Source organism: Nocardiopsis sp. CNT312 (genome assembly GCF_000515115.1).
In the GTDB taxonomy this organism is placed as follows: Bacteria; Actinomycetota; Actinomycetes; order Streptosporangiales; family Streptosporangiaceae; genus Nocardiopsis.
The window spans coordinates 84,265-110,157 of the sequence record NZ_AZXF01000014.1; the positions used below are offsets into that span (position 1 = coordinate 84,265).

General features: G+C 72.9%; 15 protein-coding genes and 2 tRNA genes. 3 read left to right on the plus strand and 14 right to left on the minus strand.

Annotated elements, in window-relative coordinates:
• Positions 1 to 26: 26 nt before the first annotated feature.
• The 12 genes from B042_RS0105975 to B042_RS0106030 form a co-directional block, all read right to left on the minus strand.
• A complete protein-coding gene (locus B042_RS0105975; protein ID WP_036554074.1) occupies positions 27 to 3,335 on the minus strand; it encodes a type I polyketide synthase in 3,309 nt (1,102 codons plus the stop codon).
• Positions 3,322 to 11,313 (minus strand): type I polyketide synthase, encoded by a 7,992-nt coding sequence (locus B042_RS0105980; RefSeq protein WP_028647510.1) that lies wholly within the window; start codon positions 11,311 to 11,313, stop codon positions 3,322 to 3,324. Before B042_RS0105980 ends, B042_RS0105975 begins: the two co-directional genes overlap by 14 nt.
• A 586-nt stretch (positions 11,314 to 11,899) precedes the next feature.
• Complete coding sequence (locus B042_RS0105985; protein ID WP_028647511.1) at positions 11,900 to 13,159, minus strand: styrene monooxygenase/indole monooxygenase family protein; 1,260 nt, start codon at positions 13,157 to 13,159, stop codon at positions 11,900 to 11,902.
• Between the two features lie 63 nt (positions 13,160 to 13,222).
• Positions 13,223 to 13,780 carry an ATP/GTP-binding protein gene (locus tag B042_RS0105990; protein ID WP_028647512.1) on the minus strand — a complete coding sequence of 186 codons (558 nt, stop codon included), beginning with the start codon at positions 13,778 to 13,780 and terminating at the stop codon, positions 13,223 to 13,225.
• A 22-nt stretch (positions 13,781 to 13,802) separates the two neighbouring features.
• Entirely contained in the window at positions 13,803 to 14,162 is a 360-nt protein-coding gene (locus B042_RS0105995) for a DUF742 domain-containing protein (RefSeq protein ID WP_081748622.1), read from the minus strand.
• 52 nt (positions 14,163 to 14,214) lie between these two features.
• Positions 14,215 to 14,640, minus strand: a complete 426-nt coding sequence (locus B042_RS0106000) for a roadblock/LC7 domain-containing protein (protein WP_028647514.1) — start codon at positions 14,638 to 14,640, stop codon at positions 14,215 to 14,217.
• An 88-nt stretch (positions 14,641 to 14,728) separates the two neighbouring features.
• Entirely contained in the window at positions 14,729 to 17,269 is a 2,541-nt protein-coding gene (locus tag B042_RS22100; protein WP_231493842.1) for a sensor histidine kinase KdpD, read from the minus strand.
• A gap of 742 nt (positions 17,270 to 18,011) precedes the next feature.
• Positions 18,012 to 18,587, minus strand: coding sequence for a septum formation family protein (locus tag B042_RS0106010; RefSeq protein WP_028647515.1), 576 nt, complete (start codon positions 18,585 to 18,587; stop codon positions 18,012 to 18,014).
• Between the two features lie 171 nt (positions 18,588 to 18,758).
• Positions 18,759 to 19,241: a septum formation family protein gene (locus B042_RS0106015; protein ID WP_028647516.1), complete on the minus strand. Its 483-nt coding sequence runs from the start codon at positions 19,239 to 19,241 to the stop codon at positions 18,759 to 18,761.
• A gap of 314 nt (positions 19,242 to 19,555) precedes the next feature.
• Positions 19,556 to 19,628, minus strand: a tRNA-Lys gene (locus B042_RS0106020).
• Between the two features lie 165 nt (positions 19,629 to 19,793).
• Positions 19,794 to 19,866 (minus strand) — tRNA-Lys (locus B042_RS0106025).
• A 130-nt stretch (positions 19,867 to 19,996) separates the two neighbouring features.
• On the minus strand, positions 19,997 to 20,182 hold the full coding sequence (locus tag B042_RS0106030) for a hypothetical protein (protein ID WP_028647517.1): 186 nt from the start codon (positions 20,180 to 20,182) through the stop codon (positions 19,997 to 19,999).
• A 205-nt stretch (positions 20,183 to 20,387) separates the two neighbouring features.
• Between B042_RS0106030 and B042_RS0106035 the strand changes: the two genes are divergently transcribed.
• From B042_RS0106035 to B042_RS0106045, 3 genes are all read left to right on the plus strand, one after another.
• Positions 20,388 to 21,311 (plus strand): MurR/RpiR family transcriptional regulator, encoded by a 924-nt coding sequence (locus B042_RS0106035; protein ID WP_028647518.1) that lies wholly within the window; start codon positions 20,388 to 20,390, stop codon positions 21,309 to 21,311.
• An 11-nt stretch (positions 21,312 to 21,322) separates the two neighbouring features.
• A complete protein-coding gene (locus tag B042_RS0106040) occupies positions 21,323 to 22,318 on the plus strand; it encodes an N-acetylmuramic acid 6-phosphate etherase (RefSeq protein ID WP_028647519.1) in 996 nt (331 codons plus the stop codon).
• Between the two features lie 130 nt (positions 22,319 to 22,448).
• The gene (locus B042_RS0106045; RefSeq protein WP_081748629.1) at positions 22,449 to 23,078 is read left to right on the plus strand and encodes a vancomycin high temperature exclusion protein; all 630 of its coding nucleotides are present in this window, start codon (positions 22,449 to 22,451) and stop codon (positions 23,076 to 23,078) included.
• On the opposite strand, the gene B042_RS0106050 is transcribed toward B042_RS0106045, so the two are convergent.
• Both B042_RS0106050 and B042_RS0106055 read right to left on the minus strand, forming a co-directional pair.
• A complete protein-coding gene (locus B042_RS0106050) occupies positions 23,075 to 24,487 on the minus strand; it encodes a hypothetical protein (RefSeq protein WP_028647521.1) in 1,413 nt (470 codons plus the stop codon). The genes B042_RS0106045 and B042_RS0106050 overlap by 4 nt on opposite strands.
• A 56-nt stretch (positions 24,488 to 24,543) precedes the next feature.
• Positions 24,544 to 25,155 carry a vancomycin high temperature exclusion protein gene (locus B042_RS0106055; RefSeq protein WP_028647522.1) on the minus strand — a complete coding sequence of 204 codons (612 nt, stop codon included), beginning with the start codon at positions 25,153 to 25,155 and terminating at the stop codon, positions 24,544 to 24,546.
• Positions 25,156 to 25,893 lie beyond the last annotated feature (738 nt).

The window sequence follows — 25,893 nt, forward strand, 5'->3', positions numbered from 1 at the left end:
CCACAGCCGTGGTCGGGTATCCGGGGTCAGGAGATCCCGAACTCCTGGTCGATGAGGTCCAGGAGCTGGTCGTCGGTGGCCCCGTCCAGGTCGGGGCCGGTCTCCACGGTTGCCGTGTCGACGCGGCGCAGCAGGGCGCGCAGCCGGTCGGTCAGTTCCTCCCGGACGCCGTCGGGGACGGTGTCCGCGGACTCGGCGGCGGCCACGGCGCCCTCCAGACGGGCCAGTTCGTCCAGGAGCGGCAGCGGCGGGGGGGCCGACCGGGCGTCGATCAACCCGAGCAGGTGCTCTGCCAGGGCGGCGGGCGTGGAACGGTCCAGGGCCGCCGTGACGGGCAGGTCCACTCCGGTCAGTTCGACCAGCCGGTTGCGCAGCCGGACCGCGCCCAGGGAGGTGCCGCCGGCGTCGAGGAAGCCGCGCAGCGGTTCGACGGCCTCGGGGCCGTCGTGGCCCAGGACCGCGGCGGTCTCGGTGCGGACCAGGTCCAGGACGGCCCGGGAGCGCTCGGCGGGGGAGAGTCCGTCGGGCAGGCTCCACACCTCCTCGGCGGGCTCCCGTGACGCGGGGGCGGGCGCGGTGGAGGCGGTGTGGGCGGCGGCGCCCCGGGAACGCCAGTAGCGGCGGCGCTGGAAGGCGTAGGTGGGCAGGTCCACGGGGCGTGCGCCGTCGTGGAACACGGCGGACCAGTCGGGGTCGGCGCCGTAGGTGAACGCCTCGGCCAGGGCCAGCCGGAACCGGTCGGCACCGCCCTCGTCCCGGCGCAGGGTGGCCACGGCAGCGGCACCGCGCTCCCCCTCCGCCTCGAAGGTCTCCAGCAGGGCGGGCGAGAGCACCGGGTGCGGTGCCACCTCCACGAACAGGTCGTGGCCGTCGGAGGCCAGGGCGCGGACCGTGTCGTAGAAGCGGACCGGCTCGGCGAGGTTGCGGTACCAGTAGGAGGCGTCCAGGTCCCCCTCCCCCGCCGGCGCTCCGGTCACGCAGGAGTAGAAGGGGATCTCCCCGGCGCGGGAGGCGATCCCGGCCAGGTCGGCGTGGATCCGGTCGCGCAGCGGGGCCACACGGGGGGTGTGGGAGGCGTAGTCCACGTCGATGCGGCGGGCCCGCACCCCCCGCCCGTCGTAGTCCTTCAGCAGGCGTGCGACGGCCTCGGTCTCCCCCGCCACCACGGTGGAGGAGGGTCCGTTGACGACGGCGACGTGCAGGTCGGCGCCGCGTTCGGCGAGGTCGGCGCGGACCCGTTCCTCGGGCAGCGCCACGGAGGCCATCGCCCCGGTGCCGGACAGCTGCAGCAGGGCGCGGCCGCGCAGTGCCACCACCGCGGCGGCCTCCTCCAGGGACAGCAGCCCGGCGACGCAGGCGGCGGCGACCTCGCCCTGGGAGTGGCCGACGACGGCGTCGGGGCGGACGCCGTGGGAGCGCCACATCTCGGCGAGGGCGACCATGACCGCCCACAGCACCGGCTGGACCACGTCCACGCGCTCCAGGGAGGGCGCGCCGGGGTCGCGGCGCAGGACAGCCGTCAGTGACCAGTCGGTGTGCGGGGCCAGGGCGCGTTCGCAGTCGGCGACGCGCGCGGCGAACACGGGGGACTCGGCGAGCAGGTCCACGGCCATGTCCGCCCACTGGCCGCCCTGGCCGGGGAACACCCACACCACGCGGCGGTCGGGGCGGGCACGGCCGGTGACGGCGCGGGGGCGGGTGCGGCGCTCGGCCAGCGCCTCCAGGGATTCCAGCAGGGTGTCGCGGTCGCGGCCGCAGGCGACGGCGCGGTGCTCGAAGTGCGTGCGGGCGGTGGCCAGGGTGAGGCCGACGTCAGCGGGGTCGAGGGCGTGGTCGGCGGCGACCCGCTCACGCAGGCGGCGGGCCTGGTCGGCGAGGGCTTCGGGGCTGCGGGCCGACAGCGGCCACAGGTGCAGGGCCGGGACGGCACCGGCGCGCCCGGCGCGGGGGGCCGGTTCGGCGGGAGCCTGCTCCACGATGACGTGGGCGTTGGTGCCGCTGGCACCGAAGGAGGACACGGCGGCGCGGCGCGGCGCGGCGGCGTCGGGCCAGGCCCGGCCCCGGTCCAGCAGCCGGACGGCGTCCTGCGCCCAGTCCACGTGCGGGGTGGGCTCCTCGGCGTGCAGGGTGGGCGGCATCACCCCGTGGCGCAGTGCCAGCACCAGTTTGATCAGGCCGCAGATCCCGGCGGCAGCCTGCGCGTGGCCGAGGTTGGACTTGAGCGAGCCCAGCCACAGCGGCCGGCCCGGGGCGCGTTCGCGCCCGTAGGCGGCGATGAGCGCACCGGCCTCGATGGGGTCGCCGAGCACGGTGCCGGTGCCGTGCGCCTCGACGAGGTCGACGTCGGCNGGGGACAGCCGGGCATCGGCCAGCGCCGCGCGGATCACCCGTTCCTGCGCGGGCCCGCTGGGCGCGGTCAGCCCGTTGGAGGCACCGTCGGAGTTGACGGCACCGCCGCGGATCACGGCGAGCACCCGGCGGCCGGCCCGGCGCGCGTCGGAGAGCCGTTGCAGGGCGACCATCCCGACGCCCTCGGAGAACCCGGCGCCGTCGGCCCCGGCCCCGAACGCCTTGCAGCGGCCGTCGGCGGCGACGCCGCGCAGGTGGGTGAACTCGGTGAGGACACCGGGACGGGCCATGACGGTGGCCCCTCCCGCGAGTGCGAGGGAGCACTCCCCGGCGCGCAGTGCCCTCACGGCCAGGTGCACGGCCACCAGTGACGAGGAGCAGGCCGTGTCGACGGTGAGGGAGGGGCCGTGCAGGCCCAGGGTGTAGGAGAGGCGGCCGGAGGCGACGCTGGGGTTGGTGCCGCTGAGCGTGAACCCGTCGTCGGGAGCCTCGGTGGCCGAGGGGCCGTACTCCTGGGAGACGGCTCCGACGTAGACGCCGGTGTCGCTGCCCGCCAGGGAGGACGGGGCGGTCCCCGAGCGTTCCAGGGCCTCCCACGCCGTCTCCAGCAGCAGGCGCTGCTGGGGGTCCATGGCCTCCGCCTCGCGGGGGCTGATCCCGAAGAAGTCGGCGTCGAAGTCGCCGGCATCGTCCAGGAAGGCGCCCTGGGACATGGCGGAGAGGGGCGGGGCGGAGCCGTCGCCGAGCAGGGCGCCCAGGTCCCAGTCGCGGTCGTCGGGCAGCGGCCCCCGGACCTCGCCGCCGCGGTCGAGCAGGTCCCACAGGGCCTCGGGGGTGTCGATGCCGCCCGGCAGGCGGCAGGCCAGGCCGACGACGGCGACGGGTTCGCCGGTGCGCTCCAGTCGTTCCTGGAGGCGCTCGTTCTTCTTCAGTGCCGAGCGCAGCGCCGTGACGAGTTGGGCGTTCTGATCACTACCGGTAGTCATCAACGGTCTCCTGTTCACCTTCGGACCGGGGATCGCCGTGTCCTCCCAGGGCGAGTTCGAGGAGTCCCTCGACGTTCATGTCATCGATCGGGCTGTCGTCGGGGGCCTCGCCGTGGTCCTGGGCGGGGCCGCTGTCGGGGAAGAGCTCCTCCGCGACGTGGCGGGCCAGGGCACGCGGGGTGGGGTGGTCGAAGACCGCGGTGACGGGCAGCCGCAGGCCGCAGGCGGCCCCCAGGCGGTTGCGCAGTTCCACCCCGGTCAGGGAGTCCAGGCCCAGTTCCTTGAAGGGCCGGTCGGCGGGCACCCCGGCACCGCCCTCCTCCCCCCGGCCCAGGACGACGCCGGTGTGCTCGCGCACCGCGGCGACCAGGGTCCGCTCGCGATCGGCCTCGGAGAGCCCGGACAGGTGGTCGGCCGACAGCACCGGTTCGACCGCCTCCTCCCCTGCCGGTGCCTCCTCCCGGCCGTCGGCCAGCTCGCGCAGGACCGGCAGGCCGGGGGCGGCAGAGGGGTCGAGCAGGGCGGGGGCGAGGACGGCACGGTCCAGGTAGAGGGCGGCGTCCATGCGGGCCAGGGCGCGGTCGGGGGCCATGGGAAGCAGACCGGTCCGGCCGAGAACGCCCAGGTCGCCGCCGTCGAGGTGGCCGGTCATGCCGCTGGCCCCGTCCCACAGTCCCCAGGCCAGGGACAGTGCGGGCAGGCCGCGCTGTCGGCGGTGGTGGGCGAGCGCGTCGCAGAACACGTTGGCGGCCGCGTAGTTGGCCTGGCCCGCGTTACCCAGGGTTCCGGCGATCGAGGAGAACACCACGAACGCGCCCAGGTCGAGGTCTGCGGTGAGCTCGTGCAGGTTCCAGGCGGCGTCGGCCTTGGGCCGAAGGACCGCCTCGACCCGGTCGGCGTCCATGGAGAGCACGGTGGCGTCGTCCAGGACCCCGGCGGCGTGGACGACGGCGCCCAGCGGCCGGTCCAGGGACGCGAGCAGGCGTGTGAGGGCGGCACGGTCGGCGGTGTCGCACGCGTGGACGCCGACCCGGGCGCCCAAGGCACGCAGCTCCTCGGTCCGGCTGTCCTGGCCGTGGGCCCGTTCACCGCTCCGGCTGACCAGGACCAGGTCGCGGACCCCGTAGTGGACGGCCAGGTGGCGGGCCACCCGGTGGCCGAGGGTGCCCGTGCCGCCGGTGATGAGCACGGCGGAGCCCTCGGGGAAGGGCTCGGGCACGCGCAGGACGGTCTTGCCGGTGGTCTCGCCCCGCTGGAGAGAGCGCAGCGCCTCCCGGAAGCGGCGGATATCGTGGGCCGCCACCGGCAGCGGGTGCAGGGCCCCGGTGGAGAACAGCTCCATGACGCGTTCGAGCATCTGCCCGATCCGCTCCGCGGGGACGTCGGGAAGGACGAACGAGTGGTAGCCGCGGCCGGGGTGCTCGGCGGCGACCTCCGCCTCGTCCCGGACGTCGGTGCGGCCCAGCTCCACGAAGCGGCCGCCCGCACCCGCTCCGCCGCCGGGGGCGCGCAGCAGGCGCAGGGAGGCGTCGACGAAGTCGCCGCTCAGGGAGTTGAGGACCACGTCGAACCCCTGTCCGCCGTTGGCCTCGCGCAGGGACGCCTCGAAGTCCAGGGTGCGGGAGGAGGCCAGGTGCTCACGGGGCACCCCGTACTCCACGGCCGTGTCCCACTTGTGCGGGCTCGCGGTGCCGAACACCCGGGCCCCCATGTGGCGGGCGAGCTGGACGGCGGCCAGCCCCACTCCGCCGGCGGCGGCGTGGATCAGGACGCTCTCCCCCGGCCTGACCGCCGCAACGTCCACCAGGGCGTGGTAGGCGGTGAGGAAGACCACGGGAACGGCCGCGGCCTCCTCGAAACCCCATCCCTCCGGGATGCGGGCCAGACGGTGCCGGTCGGTGAGGGCCACCGGACCGAAGGCCGAGTCGAGCATGCCGGCGACCCGGTCTCCAGGGGCCAGGTCGGTGACCCCGGCCCCCACTTCGAGGACGGTCCCGGCGCCCTCCAGGCCGATACCGTAGTCGTCGGGGATCATCCCCAGGGCGACGACGACGTCGCGGAAGTTGACCCCGGCCGCGCGCACCGCGACACGGACCTGGTGCTCGCCCAGCGGCGCACCCGTACCGGGGGCGGGCAGCGGGACGACCCCGTCCAGGGAGCCCGGGGCGTCGGCGGCCAGATGCCACAGCGGGCCGGGCGGTACGAGCTCGCCCTCCTCGACGGCGGACACCAGGCGGGGTACCAGCACACGGCCCGAGCGCAGAGCCGCCTGGGGCTCACCGGTCCCGGCGACGAGCCCGAGCACCCGGTGGGATTCCTCCGAGCCGTCGGAGTCCACGATGACGAAGCGGTCGGGGTGCTCGCGCTGGACCGAGCGAAGCAGACCCCACACCGAGGAGGCGGCCAGCCCGCTGAGCCGGTCGTCGTCGTCGGTGGACACCGACCGCCAGGTGACGAGCACGAGCCGGGCGTGCGCGGTACGCGCGTCCTCCAGCCAGGCGCGTACCGAGGCCAGGGCGGAGAGCAGCCCTTCGCGCACGGCGGCGGGCAGCGACTCGTGGTCGGCGTAGACGGCGCAGGCGGGCAGTTCGGCGTAGACGGTGTCGGGCACGGGGCCGTCGGTCGGCAGGGCCTCCAGCGAGGGGAGGGGCACGGTGGCGGCGTCGCCGGGGGGCGGATCGTCCACCTCCTGCCAGCGCAGTCGGTAGAGTCCGGGTTCCTCGTCGGGCAGCGACGGCAGGGCGGCGGGGTCGATCGGGCGCAGGACCAGTTCGTCGACGGCCAGCACCGGGGCTCCGGAGGCGTCGGTGCAGGAGAGGCGGTACCGGTCGCCGTCGAGGTGCTCCACGAGGGTGCGCAGAAGGCGGGGCGGCGTACCGACCGTGGCGACGCGCACCCCGCTCCACGCGAACGGGACCAGGGGGGCCTCGGTGTCGCCGCCGGAGCCGCCGTGCAGGAGCACCGCGTGCAGGGCCGCGTCGAGCAGGGCCGGGTGCGGGCCGGTGAACGGTCCGGGCGCCTGCCCTTCGGGCAGGGCCGTCTCGGTGATCAGTGCCCCGTCGCCGCGCCGCCATATCCGCCGCAGCCCCTGGAAGACCGGACCGTAGGTGTAGCCGCGTCGCGCCAGCCCGGCGTAGGCCTCGTCCCCGTCCAGCCCGGTGTCGGCGGCCTCGCCCGGCCAGTCCTCGGGCAGGTCCGGGACCGCTCCGGCCGGAGCCGCGAGTGCCCCGGAGGCGTTGCGCGTCCACTCACCGCCGGGAAGCCGGGAGTGGAGGGTGAAGGCGCGGTGGCCGTCGGGCCGGGGCGCCGAGACGGTGGCCTGGAGGTCGACCGTGCCGGCGCGCGGGAGCAGGACCGGGCTCTCCAGGGTGAGATCGGCGACGGCCGGGACACCCGTGCGGGCACCGGCGTGCAGGGCGAGTTCCACCAGGGCGGTACCGGGCAGCAGGGTGCGGCCGAGCAGCCGGTGGTCCGCGGCCCAGGCCGGGGCGTCCACGGCGGCGGCGCCGGTGAAGACGGTGTCGCCGCCGACCAGTTCCACCCCCTCACCCAGCAGCACGGAGGGGGTGGCCGCCGCCGGGACGGAGGCGGGTTCCGCCCAGTGGCGGCGGCGCTTGAACGGCAGGTCCGGCGGGGGGACCGGTGTGCCCTCGTCGACGACGCCCTCCAGGATCAGATGGGCGTTGGTGCCGCTGATCCCGAACGAGGACACCGCCGCCCGGCGGGGCCTGCCGGTGTCGGGCCAGGACTCCTCGTCGGTGAGCAGCCGCACACCGCTGCCCTCCCACTCCACGTGCGGGGTGGGCTCGTCGGCGTGCAGGGTCCTCGGCAGGCGGCCGTGGCGCAGCGCCTGCACGGTCTTGATGACCCCGGCCACCCCGGCGGCGGCCTGGGCATGGCCGATATTGGACTTGAGCGATCCCAGGCGCAGCGGCTCGTCGCGGCCGGGGCCGTAGACGGAGATGAGCGCGGACGCCTCGATCGGGTCGCCCAGCCTGGTGCCGGTGCCGTGCGCCTCGACGGCGTCCACCTCACCCGGTTCGAGTCCGGCCGTGGCCAGGGCCTGGCGGATCACCCGTTCCTGGGCCGGCCCGCTGGGGGCGGTGAGTCCGTTGGAGGTGCCGTCGGAGTTGACCGCTCCGCCGCGGAGCAGGGCCAGGACGGGACGGCCCGCCCGGCGTGCGTCGGAGAGGCGCTCCAGGACGAGCACGCCGACACCCTCGGCCCAGGCGGTGCCGTCGGCCCCGGCACCGAACGCCCGGCAGCGCCCGTCAGGGGACAGCCCGCGCTGGGCGGAGAACTCCAGGAACATACCCGGGCTGGACATCACGGTGACGCCCCCGGCCAGGGCCATGGAGCACTCGCCCCGGCGCAGCGCCTCGGCGGCCTGGAGGATCGCCACCAGGGAGGAGGAGCATGCGGTGTCGATGGTCAGCGCGGGGCCGTGCAGGCCCAGCACGTAGGAGACCCGGCCCGAGACGACGCTGGAGGTGGAACCGGTGAGCCGGTACCCCCCGTCGGCCTCTCCGGCCGGATCGGCCAGCCGGGGCCCGTAGTCGGAGGCCATCGCCCCCACGAACACGCCCACCGGCGACGCCCGCAGTTCCTCCACGGTGAGCCCGGCCCGGTGGACGGCCTCCCAGGAGGTCTCCAGCACCAAACGCTGCTGGGGGTCCATGGCGTCGGCCTCGCGGCGGGAGATCCCGAAGAAGTCGGCGTCGAACAGGTCGGCGTCGTAGAGGAACCCGCCGCGACGGGTGTAGGTGCGGCCGCGCTTGCCGGGTTCGGGGTGGTAGAGCCCGTCCAGGTCCCAGAAGCGGTTGTCGGGAAAGTCCCCGGTGGCGTCCGCCCCTTCCTCGACGAGCCGCCACAGCGCCTCCGGGGAGACCGTTCCCCCGGGCAGGCGGCAGGCCATCGCGGTGATGGCGATCGGGTCCCCGTCCCGGGCCGTCGGGGCCGGGACGGGGCGAGGCTTCGGGTCCGGTTCCGCGGGCTGCGAATGTCCGCTCACCACACTGACCTCGTCGCGGCCCAACTCCTCGGCGAGGAAACGGGCCAGCGCCGCCGGGGTGGGCTGCTCGAACAGCACGTTCTGGTCCAGGCGCACACCCGTGTGCCGGTGCAGGGCGTTGCGCAGTTCCAGCATCATGATCGAGTCGAAGCCGAGGTCGCGGAAGGCGCGTTCCTCCTCGCCCGGGTCGAGTGAGGCCCTGGAGAGGACCCGGGCGGCCTGTTCCGCCACCAGTTCCAGCACCGAGGCGGTGCGCTCGTGGACCGTTTCTGCCTCCTCCGGTGCGGCCGACCAGTCCACCCCTGTCCCGGTACGCGCCCCGGCGGCGATCCCGGGCCAGAAGCGGCGGCGCTGGAACGGGTAGGGGAACAGGTCGGTGCGGCGTGCCCCGGTGCCCTCGAACAGGCGCGGCCACTCGATGTCCACCCCGGCCGTGAAGGCGCGGGCCGCAGCGTTGAGCAGTTGCGCCTGGTCTCCCTCTCCCCTGCGCAGTGTCTTGAGGACGTGGCCGGACGCCCCGGCCCGTTCCAGCGCGTCCCGCACGCCGTGGGTGAGGACCGGGTGGGGGCTCGCCTCCAGGAAGACCCGGTGGCCGTCGGCGATCAGGGCGTCCACTGCGTCGGAGAACCGTACGGGGCTGCGCAGGCCCGCGTACCAGTAGTCGGCGTCCAGTGCCCGTTCGCCCAGTTCGGCGCCGGTGAGAGTGGAGTAGAAGGGCACCTCAGGGGCCTGCCACCGCACCCGCCCCAACCGCTCGGCGATCTGGCTCCGGATGCGCTCCACGTGCGGGGAGTGGGAGGCGTAGTCCACTTCGACGAGGGCCGCGTGCGCGCCGCGGTCGGCGCAGCGTTCGACCGCGGCGCGCACCGAGCGCGGAGAACCGGAGAGCACCACGGATTCGGGCCCGTTGACCACGGCAACGTGCAGGTCGGGCAGGACTCGGGTGAGCTCCTCGGCCTCCTCCACGGACACGCCCAGAGAGGCCATGCCGCCGGTCCCGGCGAGTCCGGCCACGGCCTGACTGCGCAGGGCCACGATGCGAGCGGCCTCCTCCAGCGTCAGGGCACCGGCCACACAGGCGGCGGCCAACTCGCCCTGGGAGTGGCCGACCACGGCGGCGGGACGCACGCCCAGCTCCTCCCAGGCCCGGGCCAGGGAGACCATGACGGCCCACAGCACCGGTTGGATGACGTCGACGCGGGCGAGGGTACCGGTCACCGCGGGGGCCTGCGGTTCACCGCGCAGCACCGATGCCAGGGACCAGTCCACGTAGGGGTCGAGGGCCCGTTCGCACTCGCGGACCCGCGCGGCGAACGCCTCGGCAGGGGGGCTGTCGGCTTCCAGGAGGTCGCGGCCCATACCGATCCACTGGCCGCCCTGTCCCGGGAAGACCAGGACCGTGCCGGGGCCGTCGACGGCGGCGACGCTTTCGGAGCGCACCGACTCCAGCTCACGGGTGCCGCCGTCGCCCGGGGCGAACACCACGGCGCGGTGCTCGAACACATCGCGCGTGGTGGCCAGGGAGAAGCCGATGTCCCGGGCCCTGGTCCCGGGCCGGGCGGACACATGCGCGTGCAGGGCGGAGGCCTGGGCGCGCAGCGCCTCCTCCGACCGTGCCGAGAGCACCCAGGGCACCGGATCCAGGAGGCGGGGGGCGGCCTCCTCCTCTCCCCCGGGTCCGTCGGCGGGGGCGGGCCCCAGGACGAGGTGGCAGTTGGTGCCGCCCATACCGAAGGAGGACACCCCGGCCAGCGGGGCGTGTCCGGGCCAGGGCTCGCGGCGGGTCTGCACCCTCAGTGCCAAGGCGTCCAGGTCGATACCGGGGGCGGGTTCGATGAAGTTGAGGGTGGGCGGGATCTGCTGGTGCTCCAGGGCCAGCACGGTCTTGACCAGGCCCGCGATTCCGGCAGCGCCTTCCAGGTGGCCGATGTTGGTCTTGACCGATCCAACCCTCAGGGGCTCCTCCCGACCCGCGGCGAAGACCTCGCCGAGGGCGGCGGCCTCCACCGGGTCTCCGGTGGGGGTCCCGGTGCCGTGCAGTTCGACGTAGCCGATCCGGCCGGCTTCCTTGCCCGCGTCGGTGTGGGCGGCCCGGATGGCCTCGACCTGGCCCCGGACGGTGGGCCGGGTGAGGAAGGAGTCGCCGCCGCCGTGGTTGACGGCTCCGCCGTGGATGACCGCGTGCACGCGGTCGCCGTCGGCCAGGGCGCGGCCGAGGGGTTTGAGGACGACGACGGCACCGCCCTCACCGCGCACGTAGCCGTTGGCTCCGGCGTCGAAGGCGCGGAGGCGGGCGTCGGGGGACAGCCCGCCGAAGCGCTCGACCTGCTCGGTGCTCTCGGGGACCAGGATGAGGTTGACCCCGCCGGCCAGGGCGAGGTCGCTCTCCCCGCGGCGCAGGCTCTCCACCGCGAGATGGACGCCGACCAGCCCTGAGGCCTGGCCGGCGTCGACGGTGAGGCTGGGGCCGCGCAGCCCGAGGGCGTGGGAGAGCCGGTTGGCGACCATGCTGCGGTGGGTGCCGGTGAGGGTGTGGTGGGTGATGGCCTCGGGGCCGCCCCGGTCGTGCAGGAGCGCGTAGTCGGAGCCGATGGCGGTGGCGAACACGCCGACCCGGGCGTCGCGCAGGGAGCCGGGGGCGGTGCGGGCGTTCTCCACTGCCTCCCAGCCCAGTTCGAGCATGAGGCGCTGCTGCGGATCCATCGCCAGGGCCTCGCGGGGGGAGATCCCGAAGAAGGCGGCGTCGAAGTACTCCGCGTCGTGGAGGTAGCCGCCCCAGTCGGGGCCGCGCTCGGGCGATCCGCCGCCGAGCCGGTCGGGCGGACCGGTGATGGCCTCGCGCCCTTCACCGATCAGGCGCCACAGGGCCTCGGGGGTTCCCGCACCCGGGAACCGGCAGGAGAGGCCGATGATCGCTACGGGCTCCCCACTGCCGGAGACGGGGGTTCCGGTCGGTCCGCCGTTCATCGTCGCCCTTCCCTTTCAACTGCCCTCGTCCGGCCCGACCGCGTTCACGTCCCGTGAAAATGCCCGTGTAGGTGCACAGGAACGGCGCTGGGGGCACAGCGAAGTTCGGACATGCGGCAATCCCAGTCCCCAGAATCCCAACGGGTGACTCAACCAACCCACAAAATGCCATTCTGGGCCAAATGGGAACCAACATGAAGGAGAGTAACGCTTACTCGCAAGCGCTGACAAGCATCCTTCTCTTTTCGGACAGAGGATTCGGACAAGACTTTATAGGTTTTTAGGGGACAGGAAAACCCGCTTCCCGTTGATCGTGAAACCGTGTGCCGCGTTTTCCCATGACAAGACCCGCTTCTCTCCATCACCAGAAAGACCTACCCGTATTCGGCGCGAACCACCGGGGTATGCGCACCGCGCCACGATCTTCGGGGAAGACCCGAGGACGGCCCCGCACGCCCCGCGGGGGTGAAGCACGCCACACACGCCCCAGGGACTGAATCACCCCTTCCGGCCTCTCCCGGAGAGGAGACCACGCGCACACGAAAGCCCGGCGCCCGCAGTGGGGCGCCGGGCTCCTGGGGAAGTGTCAGCCGGCGTTGTGCGCCCGCACATCGGCGATATAGCTTCGTGCGACCTCCGGATCGAACATCCAGTGCTTGAAGTCGGACGGGCAGTCCCAGCCCTGGATCCAGCGGTCGGCGACCTCCTGGTACTGGACCGCCGCCCCCACGACGTTCATGATGTGTTCGGGCAGGGCCTGTTCGACCATCGTGGAGGCGAACTCCGCCCATATCTGGTTGTCCCGCCCGAATTCCCAGAACCGGTCGAAGGCCCTGACCATGAACGCCTCGTCGAACGGCTTGTCGCCGTGCTCGATGATGCTCTCCAGGTAGGCCTCGGCGCAGCGGGTGGAATTGTTCCAGCTCTGCCCCACGAACGGGTCCATGGTCACGACCACGTCGGCCATACCGACGGCCAGTCCGCCGGAGGGCAGCCGCCCCACGGGGTTGCGCACCTGCGGCGTCAGGTCCTCGATGAGGGTGCTGCGCCCGTCCACCAGCCTCGCGTCCTTGGCCCGCTCGAAGAAGTCCGGCGCGTACTGGCGCATCAGGTCCTTCATCCTGCGCAGCTGCTCCTCCGGCCCCGGGCGGTCCGGCCAGGCGTCCATCGGGCCGCCCTTCTTGTCCACCAGCAGCAGGTTGTGGGCGGGCCCCTCCTGGGTGAGGATCGGCACGAGCATGACGTTGCCCGCCTCCTCCGTCACCCCGAACCAGCCGATGTTCTCCGACTCGCCCTCGTGGGGAGGCCAGAGGTCGTAGGCGTAGGCCTGGGCCAGGGCGCGCGGCCGGGTCCCGCTGAACCGGCTGGTGTCGTGGTCGAAGAGCTGCCCCAGCTCCCCGTGGCCGACAGCCACGATGATCAGCTCGAACATCCGGGAGAAGTAGTCGAGGTCGGTGACGGTGACCCCGTGGATCACCACCTTCCCGCCCCGGTCCTCGAAGAACTCCAGCCAGTCGGCCATCTTCACCCGGCGGTCCACCGCCACGGCGTAACCGTTGCCGGGGTGGGAACGGCCCCTGATGGAGGTGACCGGCGTCCCCTCCTGGAAGAGGGCCAGCTTCTGTTCACGGATCTGCGGGGAGAGCGCGCTCCAGAAGTCGAGTTCGAACTTGCGCTCGTACTCCAGGGCGGTGGGGAAGGTGAACTGGGAGATGGACGGCTTGCCGGAGCGGATCTCCATGGAGGACTGCCCGGTGATCACCGTGACGTCGTAGCCTTCGGTCAACAGCCCGTGGGCCAGGTGCAGACCGGCGTGGCCCGCACCGACGATCAGGATCTTGCGCATCTGTCGCTAACTTTCGAGGGAATGCGAAGGGGCGGTGTGGAGGGCAGGTCCGCCCCCCGGGGTTCAGGCGACCGTCTCTCCGGCTCGGTTGTGTTCCAGCGCGTACCGCAGCAGCGTCTTGAGAACCTCTCCTCCGGAGCCGCGGTGCCGCGCGTCGAAGTCGATGATCGGTACCTCGGGGCTGACCTCCAGTGCCTCCCGGACCTGCTCGGTCGTGTATTCGAGCCGCCCCTCGAACCTGTTCAGGGCCACGATGTAGGGAATGCGCTTGTTCGTCTCGAAGTAGTCGACCGCGTCGAAGGAGTCCGCGAGCCTGCGGCAGTCGACCACGACCACGGCACCGACCGCGCCCCGGACGAGATCGTCCCACATGAACCAGAACCGTGCCTGGCCCGGTGTGCCGAACATGTACATGACCAGCTCGTCGTCGATCGTGATGCGACCGAAGTCCATCGCGACGGTGGTCGTCTTCTTGTCGGGTGTGATGGATGTGTCGTCATGGCCGATACTCGCCTCAGTCATGACCGCTTCTGTGGTGACCGGCGGAATCTCCGAGACCGAGCTCACCAAGGTCGTCTTGCCGGCACCGAAGCCTCCGGCGATGACGATCTTGCTCGACATCTTCTTGCGATTCGACTTGCCGTCACTGGAAAAGTCGTTCGAGACCACGAAGAGCCCTCTCCAGAACCTGGTTTTCGGATGGACTGCTGCCGGTGATGGTCGGGTGAATGTACACCAGATCCTGCTCGGCCAGGTCACTGACCAGAACCTGGGTCACACCCAAGGGGATGTTCAGTTCCGCCGAAACCTCGGCGAGTGACCGCGTCTCCCGGCACAGTCGGTAGATCTTGATCGACTCCGGCATGAGGGTACCCGGCGGCTCCTGTCCCGGTTCGGACGTCGAAACCAGCGTCTGCACCATCAGCGGATGCCGCGACCGCGTCCGCCCGCCCGTGAAGGTGAACGGGCGGACGCGGTTACTCCTTCGCCTGCGGAAGCTCATGTCAGTGGCAACCTTCTCGTGATCCCTGTCGAACCGCTACGGGTCGCCGTGCTCAGCTCTGGATGACTTCGCGCAACTGCGACCGCAACTGGGGGGTGAGGACGTGCGCGACGTTCTCCACCAGCTTGGTCATCTGGAACCCGACGATCTTCAACTCGCTCCCCGGCGCGGTCAGCACCGCCATACACGAGCCGTCGCTGATGGCCATGATGAACAGGTGCCCCTTGTTGAACCGGACCAGGAGCTGTTCGCACTCGCCCCGCTGGAACAGCCCGGCACCACCGACGGCCAGGCTGTGCAGGCCGCTGGCGATCGCCGCCAACTGCTCGGCGTGCTCCTCGGGGAAGTCGCTGGAGTGTGTGAGAACCAGGCCGTCGGAGGAGACCACCACGGCGTGCTCGACTCCTCGAACGTCCCGGACGAACCGGTCGATCAGCCAGGAGAAGTTCTCAACGCTGTCAGTTGCGGGTTCGGTCATCGGTATACCTGCCTTGGCCGAGTGTCGTCTTCGTGGTTCCGGGGGGTGCACTCCGGCACCGTGGGTCCGGGTCGGGAGGGGAGGGGGATCACGAGGCCTCACCGTCCGGCCCGCCCTCGAGGGCCTCGCGTTCGCCGTCGAGGAAGTCTCCGAGTTCGTCGCGGATCTGCTCGGCGCGCGCCCGCCCTGTCAGCTTCGGCGGCGTCTTCTCCGACGCGCCGTTGGCGGACTGGCCGATCGGGGGCATCATCCGCAGCGGCGATCCGTGCGGTGTGGCACTGCGCCGGGGCAGGCCCGCGGAGGTGACGGCCGCGTCGCCTCCGCCGCGGGGCGCGGCTGTCGGGGCACCCTGGGACCCGTTGCCCTTGGTGAGCGGGGCCGGAGCCGACGCGGGCGGGGCCACCGAGCGGACCGCGGTGGTACGGGACTGGCCCGCCATGGGCGGTGTGACCACCCGCAGCAGGTGCTTGGGGATGATCGCGTAGGCGTTGACCCCGCGGAAGGAGCGCGACTCCAGCCGGGTCTCCAGCCCATGCTTGCGGGCGATCCGGCTCGCCACGTACAGCCCCAGGTGGCGCGGCACCTCGTCGTCGAGGACGGGATCGCCCTGGAGCCGCTGGTTGAGCGCGGCGATCTGCGCCTCGGGGATGCCCACCCCCTCGTCCTCGACCACGATCATGAGCCGGCCGTCGTCCAGCTCCCTGGCGCTGACCACGACCTGGGAGTGCTCGGGCGAGTTGGAGGTGGCGTTGTCCAGCAGCTCGGCCAGCAGGTGGCTGATGTCGTCGGCCGCCAAACCGGTGATGCAGGTCTGCGGGAGCTTGCCCAGCCGCACCCGCGGGTAGTCCTTGATCTCGGAGGTGGCCGCCCGGGCGACATCCAGCAGGGGGACGATCTCGTCGTGGGCGTCGGACTCGCCGCCGTCGTGGTCGGTCAGCACCAGGAAGTTCTCCCCGTTGCGCCGCATGCGGGTCGCGAAGTTGTCGATCTTGAAGAGCTTGTCGAGCAGGTCGGGGTCCTGGGTGTCGGTCTCCAGTTCCTCGACCATCTCAAGCAGCGAGTCCACCAGCGACAGGTCGCGCATGGCCAGGCCCGCGAGGGCCTCGTTGAGCAGGCTGGCGCGCTCACCCTCCCCGCTCCCGGAGGCCCGCTCTGCGGCGGTGTCCGGTACCGGGGCCTCGGCGGCTTTCTCCTCGGCGGCCGGGAGCTCCTGGGCCGGTTCGGGCGAGGACACCGCCTCCGGGGCGGCGCTCTTCTCCGGCTCGGGCGGGACCGTCGCCCGGGTTCCGCCGTCCGGCTCGGCAACCTCCCGCGCGTACCCGACGGGCGCGCCCGGCTCCGTGGTGATCACCTGCGGCGGCTGCCCGGCCGCGAGCACGATGATGTGCTGCACCGGCGGTCCGTAGGCGCCGTAGGGGGCCTGGTAGACCACCGGCTGCCCGGGGAAGGCGTAGCCGGGGGGCTGGAAGGGGAACGGATAGGCACCCGGGTAGGTCATCAGGGGGTGCGGCGGGGCGTAGGACGCCGGGTGGTAGTGAGCTGCGGGCTGCGGTGCGGGCCTCTGCTGGTCGGCGTAGGGGCGCTGGTCCGGCGCGGGGACGGCCCCCGACCAGCCGGCGTAGGGGTCGGGTCCATGCTGCTGGGGCGGCGCGGCCGGAGGGACCGGAGCCGGAGGGGCCTGGGGCGCGTAGCCCTGCGGCGCGTGTGCCGGAGGGACGGGGGGCACGGCCGGGCCCTGGTACGGGCCGTGCGGCGCGGGCGGATCCGCGGGTTCCCGGTGCGCCCGGGGCACCTCGTAGGGCCCGGCCGGGCCCGGCCCGGACGCGGCCGTCTCTGTGGTGCGGCCCGTGTCACGGGGCTCGGGGGCCCCGTACGGGTCCGGCTGGTCTTCCATGCGCGAACCTCCCTCCACGGGGTCGGCCCCGTGCTGCTTGGCCGGTGGTGTGTACGGCTCTCGCACACCCGCGTGCTCCGAAGCGGAACGTCTCCCGGCGTCTGCGGACGTCCCGGCACTGTCCCCAGCGCCCTCGAACGCCCCGCCACCGCTCCGGGGGAAGGACGAGGCATGGGGTTCGGGGGTCGCCACGGGGGTGGCCGGAGGGGCCTCGGCCGCCTCCTGCGGCCCCTCGAACGCGCCACCGCCATCGCGTACCGGAGCATCCGGGTCGGAAGCGGGTGCGAAGGGCCGGTGCCCGGCACCGCCCGGCGAACCCCCGAACACACCCTCACGGCTCCGGGCGGGGGGGACCGGGGGGTCGGGGTCCTTGACCGGGTCGGACGTCCGGGCCCCGGCCGCCTCCCGCCCGTCCTCCTCGACCGGGGCGTCCGGCCGGGACGAGGGAGCCGGGCGGTCCCGGGGGTCGGGCTGGTCCATCCCCACGCCGCGCCAGCGGCCGACCGCGCGCGCACCGGTGTCGACGTCCTCGATCTCCAGACGCCGGGTCGTGTAGGGGTTGGGAACGTTCCTGAGCGTGGCCGGGCGGTACCCCTGTTCAGCGGGTCCGGAGAAGGGGCCGACCGGCTTGTCCGCCGTGCCCTCCCTGGGTTCGGGGTCCGCGCCGCTCCGGCCCTCCTCCCGGTCCGTCGGGCGGTCGCCTGGCCGCGAGTGCGGATGCACGGGCTGATGCACGGGATGTCCTCGCTCGGTCTCCGGTGGGTTCTGGGACTTGACCATCCGGGAGATGGCCCGTCGGAGCCTGCCCTCCCGCCCCTCACCCGTCAGCCGGGTATCGGCCGACGGGCTGCCATCGCGTTCATGCGGCGACGGAGCCTGTGCCACGGTCTCGTCTCCTCGAATCGGGTGGGCGGATCGGTGGTAGCACCGCACCACCCCCGGTCCGGGGAAGTGCCTCCCCGAGCGACCGCACGGGGGTCCCGCGGGCCGGGGAACGTCTCGGTGGCGGCACGACCGCACCCGGACGGACGCTCGGATAGGAAGAATAACGCCCCACCCGTAGACATGCGTCCATGTTCGGCATCATTCCCGTACATCCACCGAGAACCATCGTTCGGGTGGTCAGACTAACAAAGGCCCCTCCAAGGGGGAGGCGATTCGAAAGATCGCTCGGGAACCCCCATCAGAACCCCGGATGACGTGCGATAACACGGACGTGATCCACCCAAACGAAAAGTCTTATATGCCTGTTTTTCCGGTCCAGTGACCTAAGTCCCGCCACGTGCGGTGCTCCAGGTCACATCAGGGATACGACATCTCAGCGCCCGATATCCCGCCGGGAGAATAGAAGAGGAGAAAGTCCCGAAAAGGACCTTTTCCCACAAAGCAGACCTCAGGGTGAAGCGTCCGCCCAGCCCAGAAGTTCGGCCCGCACCGTCCAGTGCACGGGGACGGTGCGGGCCGAGAAGAGAGGCGCTCAGCGCCAGGCGCCCTCCAGGGTGCCGGTGGCCTTCCCGCTGTCGTAGACGAGGCACAGCACCTCACGGTCGTAGGCCCTGGTCCATCCGTCCTCAGTGGGGAACAGCGAGGTGTAGTTGAGCTGGGACTCCAGATAGGGCAGGCCCACGAAGGACTCGAACTGCCCCAGGCACATCTCGTCGGCCAGCTCGTTGACCCGCTCCTGTCCGGGGTACTCGCCCCCCTCCAGATCACCGGAGTAATAGACCTCGTAGTCGTGGGGCTCGGAGCAGTCGATCAGCGGAACGTCGGAGATCCCCTCATCGCCTTCCCCCGTGTAGGCGTCGAGGCAGTCCCCCACCCCGATGGAGAACACGTTGACGTCCTCGGCCCCTCGGGGCCCGGGGGTCTCGACCGGCTCCGGTTCGGTGGCCGGCCCGGACTCGGCTGCGGGCACGACCGTCGACCCGTCCCCGCTGAGCGCGGGAGGGAGCAGGGGCAGCGGTCCGCACCCCGCCGTGGCCGCCGCAGCCGCGGCGGCCACGGGGAGCAGGATGAATCGGCCTGGTACCGAACGGCACGTCTCGGGCGACATGATCACTCCACAGGAATCGTCCCGCTCTCCACTGTCAGGAAAACGGCGGCACTGGTCCAGATGCGCCGCTCGGGCGAAATGTTCGGTGTCCTCCACCACGGAGACCCCGTTCCACGGCCCGCGCCCGCACGGCCGGTCCATGCTGGCGCGGGCAGGGGCCGACGCGGGCCGTTAGCGGCTGGCACCCTGGAGGGTGCCGGTGACCGTCTCGTCAAGGACGAGCAGGTAGCAGGTAATCCTGCGGTCGTCGAGGTTCTCCCAGGACTGCTGGGTCGGGACCAGCCAGCCAGCGTAGATCTCCGAGTCCACGTAGGGGACCCCGACGAAGTCGGTGAAGGCCTGACCGAGGCACGCCTCCTCCGCCTCCGTCTGGAGCGCCTCATCGCCGGGGAATGCGCCGCCCGCGACATCGTGGTTGAGAAAGACCTCGGAGTCGTGCGGCTCGGCGCAGTCGACCAGCGGAACATCGGTCACCTCCTGCTGGGCACTGCTGTCGAACACCTCCTCCTCGGTGAAGCAGTCGCCGACCTCGAGCTGGAAGGCACTGCCGCCGAGGAGGGGCATCAGCACGCCGCAGCCGGTCAGGCCGAGGGCGGCACCGACCGCGGCCGCCGACAGGGCCGCGCCGCGGACGGTGGGGGAAAGGAAAGCCATGGGGTACTCCGGTGATGAAGGGGACGCCCCGGAAAGGACGGCACAGGGGATGGGGGACGGCACTCACGGCCGGCGAGCGCGCCCGCACCACGCAAGGGGAATACGAAGAGCGATGAGAGGATCGCTATTCGCGCTTTTCCTGGGTGCTCACGGCACGGCTGAGCAGGCCGGAGTGTTCCATCACCCTAGAGCAATCCACCGACCGAACCCGGCGCCGTCCCTGCCCGCCCCGGGAGGCACACCCCCGCGGACGGCCCGGGGAGGCGGCTCAGGGCGCGAAAAAGCCCCGGCGCTAGCCGGGGCCTGGTTCTCGGTGCGTCATCAGGGACTCGAACCCCGGACCCGCTGATTAAGAGTCAGCTGCTCTGCCAACTGAGCTAATGACGCGCATTCCCTCGGGTGAACTCCTCGGTCCCCCTCGGCGACGGGGACAACTCTACCGGATGACCGAAGTCGCTCGAACCATCCCTCGGCGCGTCGTGGACCACACCACGACGCGAACGCCCCCGGCCACTCGGGCATGGAACCCGTCGGCCGGGGGCGGTCCACCGGTGCGTCATCAGGGACTCGAACCCCGGACCCGCTGATTAAGAGTCAGCTGCTCTGCCAACTGAGCTAATGACGCTCGCCGCCGAGCGCAGGGAAAGAGCCCCGCTGGCGACACCTACGACTTTAGCAGCAGCGGAGGGCGGCCGCGAACGCTGTCCCGGTCCGGACACCAGGCCCTGTCACCGTTCCCGGCGGCGGGCGCGCGGTCAGGTCAGAGTCACGAACAGCGCGACCGCCACGGCGACGGCGAGGAGCACCCCGACCGCGATGAGCACGATGGGCAGCACCGGGCGGCGCTCGGGCTCCTCGGCCGCGGGGTTCTCATCGACGAACCGGCGGAAGTGCTGGGTGTTCCCCGCCGGGTCGGTGTTGGGGTCATGGTTCTGAGTCATGTGTTCGACACTAGCGACTCACGCGCCCTGTGAGCACCCCCCGGCCCGGATCCAGCCGAATTCACGACCGACTCTTGGTGTCCTCCCGTGCTCCGCAACCGGCCCCCGGCCTCCGCCCCGCTCGGATCACTTGGAATCCTGGTTTCCCCGCTGTTTCCCTTCCACCCGTTGACGCCCGCCCTACGCCCGAAAGAAACTTTCGTCCATGGCGCACACTTCGCAGCCTCCGGCCGACCGCGCCTCCTGGGAGGTGGCCGGGTCCTCCGCGCCCGCCATCGTCCTGCGCATCCGGTCACTGCTGCCCTCCCTCGCCCCCGCCGAACGCAGGGTCGCCCAACGGGTCGTCGACGACCCCGAGCGGGCGGCCGCCTCCTCCATCACCCGGCTCGCCCAGGACTGCGCCATCTCCGAGGCCACCGTGATCCGGTTCTGCCGGACCATCGGCTTCCGCGGCTACCGCGCACTGCGCCTGGCCCTGGCCACCGAGGTCGGCCGGACCAGTGGCGCCCGTTCCGGCACCCCCGAACCCGTGGGCGACATCGACCCGGGCGACGGCCTGGCCACGGTGGTCCGCAAGATCACCGCCACCGACGCGCGCACCGTGCAGGAGACCGGTACCGTGCTGAACGTCGACGTCCTGCGCGCGGTCGTCGACGCGCTGGCCGCCGCCCGCCGGATCGACGTGTACGGGGTGGGGGCGAGCGGCTTCGTGGGAGCCGACCTCCAGCAGAAACTGCACCGGATCGGGCTGACCTCCTTCGCCTGGACGGACGGGCACGCCATGCTCACCAGCGCGGCCCTGCTCGACGGGCGCGATGTGGCCCTGGGCTTCTCCCACACGGGCACCACCCTGGACACCGTGCGCGCACTCGCCGAGGCGGGAAGGCGCGGCGCCCGGACGGTAGCGGTCACCAGCTTCCCCCGCTCCCCCATCGGCCACGCCGACCACGTGCTGACGACCGCGGCCCGGGAGACCACCTTCCGTTCGGGCGCGACCGCGAGCAGGATCGCACCGCTGACGGTCGTGGACTGCCTCTTCGTGGGGGTGGCGCAGAGCCGCCGGGCCGAGAGCCGCGGTGCTCTGGAGACCACCCGCGAAGCGGTCAGGGAACTGCGTACCACCAGGTGAGGGGGCGGCCGGTGCGGACCGGAGGAGAGGACGCCGTGCACGGGGACGGCTCCCGGGGCGCGGCCCCGGATCGGAACGGCGCGGAGGGCGGTGACGCCGTGGTCGTCCGCTCGCCGACCGAGGAGCGCAACGACCGGACCCGTGACATCGACCTGATCCCGGCCCTGGAGGTCCTGCGGCGGATCAACGCGGAGGACCAGGCCGTGCCGGGGGCCGTCGCGGCGGTCCTACCGGAGTTGGCCCGCGCCGTGGAACTGGCTGTGGCGGCGCTGGAGTCGGGCGCGGCCGTCCACTACTTCGGCGCGGGCACCTCGGGGCGGATCGCCGCCCAGGACGCGGCCGAGCTGCCGCCCACCTACGGTGTGCCGCCCGGATGGGTGGTGGCCCACCACGCGGGCGGCTGCGGTGCTCTGGCGCGCGCGGCGGAGGGGGCCGAGGACGACCGGGCCGCCGGCCGGGCCGACGCGGCGGGGCTGGCTCCGGGGTCGCTCGCCGTGGGGCTGACCGCGAGCGGGCGCACCCCGTACGTGGGCGGCGCGCTGGAGGCTGCCCGGGAGCACGCGGCGGCCACGGTGCTCATCAGCGCGAACCCGGACGCTCCGCTGGCCTCGGGCGTGGACGTGCACGTGGGGATGGACACGGGCGCGGAGGTGGTCGCGGGGTCCACCCGGATGAAGGCGGGCACGGCGCAGAAGCTGGCGCTGAACGCCTTCTCGACCGCCGTCATGGTGCGGATGGGACGCACGTACTCGAACCTGATGGTGGGGGTCGACGCCACCAACGGCAAGCTGCGCGGGCGGGTGGTGGCGATCCTGGGGGAGGCGACCGGGCTGGAGGAACACGTGTGCGTGCGGGCACTGGCCCGCTCCGGAGGCGACACCCGCGTGGCCCTGGTGTCGCTCCTGTCGGGAGCGGACACCGACCGGGCCGAGCGGGCGCTGGCGTCCGCCGGGGGCCGCGTGCGCGGGGCGCTCGCCGCGCTCGGCGTCGAGCACGGTCCGGGGTGAGCGGGGGGGGCGGCGGCTCCGGCGCGGGAACCCCTCGGCGGTGCGGCTCGTCTTCCCGAACGTGACGATCTCCGCTTCCTCCCCCCTGAAAGCCGTCCGTGCGGCCCTGGAACGGCTGGGGCCGCGGGGCATGGCCGCCCTGTGCGCCCTCGCCGTTGCGGCGGGCTGCGCCCCGTTCCTGTGGGCCCTCGCCTCCACCTCCGGCGACCGCCACCCCGCCGACACGGTGCCCGAGCGCCCCGTGGCCCTGGTCCTGGGGGCCGGGGTGCGCCCGGACGGGCTGCCGAGCAGGCTGCTGGCCCGCCGCCTGGACACCGCCGCAGCGCTCTACTCCGCGGGCCGGGTGCGGGCGATCCTGGTCAGCGGGGACAACAGCGTGGAGCACTACAACGAGCCCGACACGATGCGCGCGTACCTGATCGACGCCGGGGTGCCCGCCGACCGCGTGGTGGCCGACTACGCGGGCTTCGACACCTGGGACTCCTGCACCCGGGCGCACCGGGTGTTCGGGGTGGAGGCGGCCACGGTCGTCACCCAGGACTTCCACCTGCCGCGTGCGGTGCTGCTGTGCCGTTCGGCGGGCATCGACGCGGTGGGGGTGGCCGACTCCAGCCTCCGGGAGCGGACCTTCGCCACGGTCTACGGCTGGGTCCGGGAGGTGCCAGCGACCGCGGCGGCGGTGGTCGACGCGGTGTTCACGCCGGCCCCCCGGTTCCTCGGCCCCTACGAGACCGGGGTCGACGACGCCCTCTCCGCTTAGCGGCCGCCGAACAGGCGCCCGAACAGTCCGGGTTCGGGCGCGGTGGGCGCGGGTGCGGGCTCCTCGGCCTCCTCCGCCTCCCCGGGGCCGGTCTCCACACCGACCAGGGCACAGAACTCCTCGCGGTCGGTGGGCAGCGCCCACGCGCGCAGGGTGGCCGTGAACTCCTCGTCCTCCCACGCGGAGGCTGGGAGTTCGGCGACGGCCCACAGGACCTTGAGCGTGTCCTCGCCGTAGTCGGCCTCGACGTGCTCCTGGGCCGTGAAGCCCCGGGAACGGGGACCGAGCGCCGTCTCCAGCGCGACACCGGCCACCAGCGCGCGGGAGTCCTCCTCCTTCTCCAGGAGGCCGGGCAGCATGTCCAGGCGCAGGCGGCGGGCCCGCGTCCCGGCGCGGCCGAGCGCGAGGAACCCCAGGACCTGCGGAGACCGGGTTCCGCAGTGCGGCCACGACTCGTTGAACAGTCCCTCGTAGCCCGTGGACGTTCCGCCGCCCCGACCGATCCGGCGCAGGGCCTCGCGGGGGGTGTCCTCGCCGTGGAGGAGCACCATGGCCACGGAGGCGGCGAAGGAGTTGTAGAGGTTGCCCCCGGCCATCTGGTGGGCGAGGGCGACCGTGGTATCGGTGTCGCGGGGGTCGGCCAGCATGCCCAGGGCGAAGAGTTCGGCGGGCAGCGGCTCCCCGCCGTCCGTGCCGGCCATGGCCTCGCGCAGGTTGGCGGGGGGCCGGGGGGCGGAGCGCAGGTCCTTGGCGAGCAGGACCTGAGAGGCCCCAGTGATCTCGGCGGCGATGCGCTCGGCGTCGTCGTGCAGGAAGGCGAGCACGTAGCTCGCCCACTCGGCCGCGCGGTCCATGCCGCCCCGGTCGGCGGGGTCCTTGAGGAGGGCGGTCAGGTCGCCCGCTCGCGCGAGGACCGCCTCGTAGGTGTCGAGCGCGGCTCGCAGGACCTGGACCCCCTTCGGCCGCTCCAGGACGGCGAGCCGGTCGCTCAGGCGGTGGAACTCCTGCTCGTCGGCGGCCTCCGCGATCCATGCGCGGTACTGGTCGAGCGCCTTCTCGTGGTCGGTGGCGGCCACCCAGGCGACCTCGTCCCGCCACAGCGCGAGGTTCCGGGGCGCGGGCAGGCACTCCTCCGCACGGCCGCAGACCAGTTCGAGGAGGAGGCTGAGCGGCCGCCAGCGGTCGGCGGCCGGGGTCTGCGGGGAGCAGGCGGTGTCGACCAGGAAGCCGACCGCCGCGGGCGCGGCGAGGTGGCCGGGCTCCGGGTAGCGGATGATGTCGTGGAGGTCGGAGAGCGCCGCGTCGCTCCCGGCGAGCGAGGCCAGGAGGTCGGGGATGCGCTCACCGCCCTCGGGGGCCAGGGCGGCCCAGTCCACACTGTTCGCGTCGTTTCCCGTGGTCGCGTTCATGGGCCGATTATCGCGCCCGGCCACGGCCACGGCGAACCGGGTGCCGGTGCGGTGGGTCAGAGCCCGGCCTCGGCGGGGGCGGGGCGCAGGAGTGCGTCGCGCAGGGCCTTGGGTGCGGCCCCGGCCTCACGCGCGTAGCCGAGGACGGTGGGGCGCCGACGGGCGCCCAGGCTCGCGTCGCCGACACCGACGGCATCGATCCCGGCGGCCCTGGCGAGCGCGACGGTGCGCGGGAGGTGGAAGGCCTGGGTGACCATGGTGGCGGCGTCGACGCCGAAGAGTTCGCGCACGCGCACGCAGGTGTCCCAGGTGCGGTACCCGTGGGGGTCGGCCCGCACCCGGTGGGCGGGGACACCGCGGGCCACGAGGTAGCGGGTCATGGTGTCGGTCTCCCGGCACGAGACCTCGCGGTTGTCCCCGGAGACGATGACGGCGTCGACCCGGCGCTCGTCGTAGAGCCGGACGGCGAGGTCGAGTCGGCGGGCGAGCAGCGGTGAGGGCCCTTCGGGCCAGGCCGCGGCACCGAGGACGACGGCGACCGGCCGGTGCGGTACACGGTCGGCGCGCTTGCGGCGGCCCGCGCTGGCCAGGTAGGTCCATGCCAGTGGTACCAGTGCCAGGAACCCCGCACCGGCCCCGGCCCCGGCCACAGCGATCCACACGGCCACACCACCCCTTTTCCTCCGTCGGTACGGGCGCACCCATCATCGCGCACGCCGCGGGCCGGGCGGACGGGTGTCCGAGAGTTACCTGTGATGGCGGGCTCCAGAACTCCGCCGTTCTCCGCCGGACCCTCCCCTGGGGCACCCGGCGGGCACGGAGCGGGCTCACGTACTGCGGCCTTGCCGGAACCGGGTCCCGACCCACGGTGCGGTTGAGGGCTCTGCCGAGGCAGGACGGACCTCGGCAGAGCCCTGGACCGCGCGGAGCGGGCGCATCCGCCCACGATCTCGCGTCCGGGCCCTTCCGCACACCCGTGTGTCCTGATCCGGCCACGATCCCGCCCTCGCGTCCCGCACCGATCCGGGTTTCGGTCCTGCCGCATGTCCGGGTTCGCCCTCTGTGGCCCCGGCAGGGCATCCCTCACCGCGCACACCCGCGGAGCCGCTTCCGCCTCCCCGGTCCCCGGTCTGCGGCTCAGAGGCGCCCTCACGCCTCGCGTTTCGGACAGTCTATTAACCCGTTTTCGGACAGCAGAGCCGACGGGAGAACCCCAGGTCAGGCGGACCCCCGGAACCCGCTACGGAAGAGCCGCCCAGCTCCATCGAACGGGCTTCCGCAAAAACCGCTTCCACCTGCCCTGATGACGGAATGAACGCGGCTATCGCGAATGTCGCGGATCGCCCCTCGAACGGCGTTTGCCGGAATTCCACCGCGAGCATCCTTCCTGTACAGAGGCCACCGGC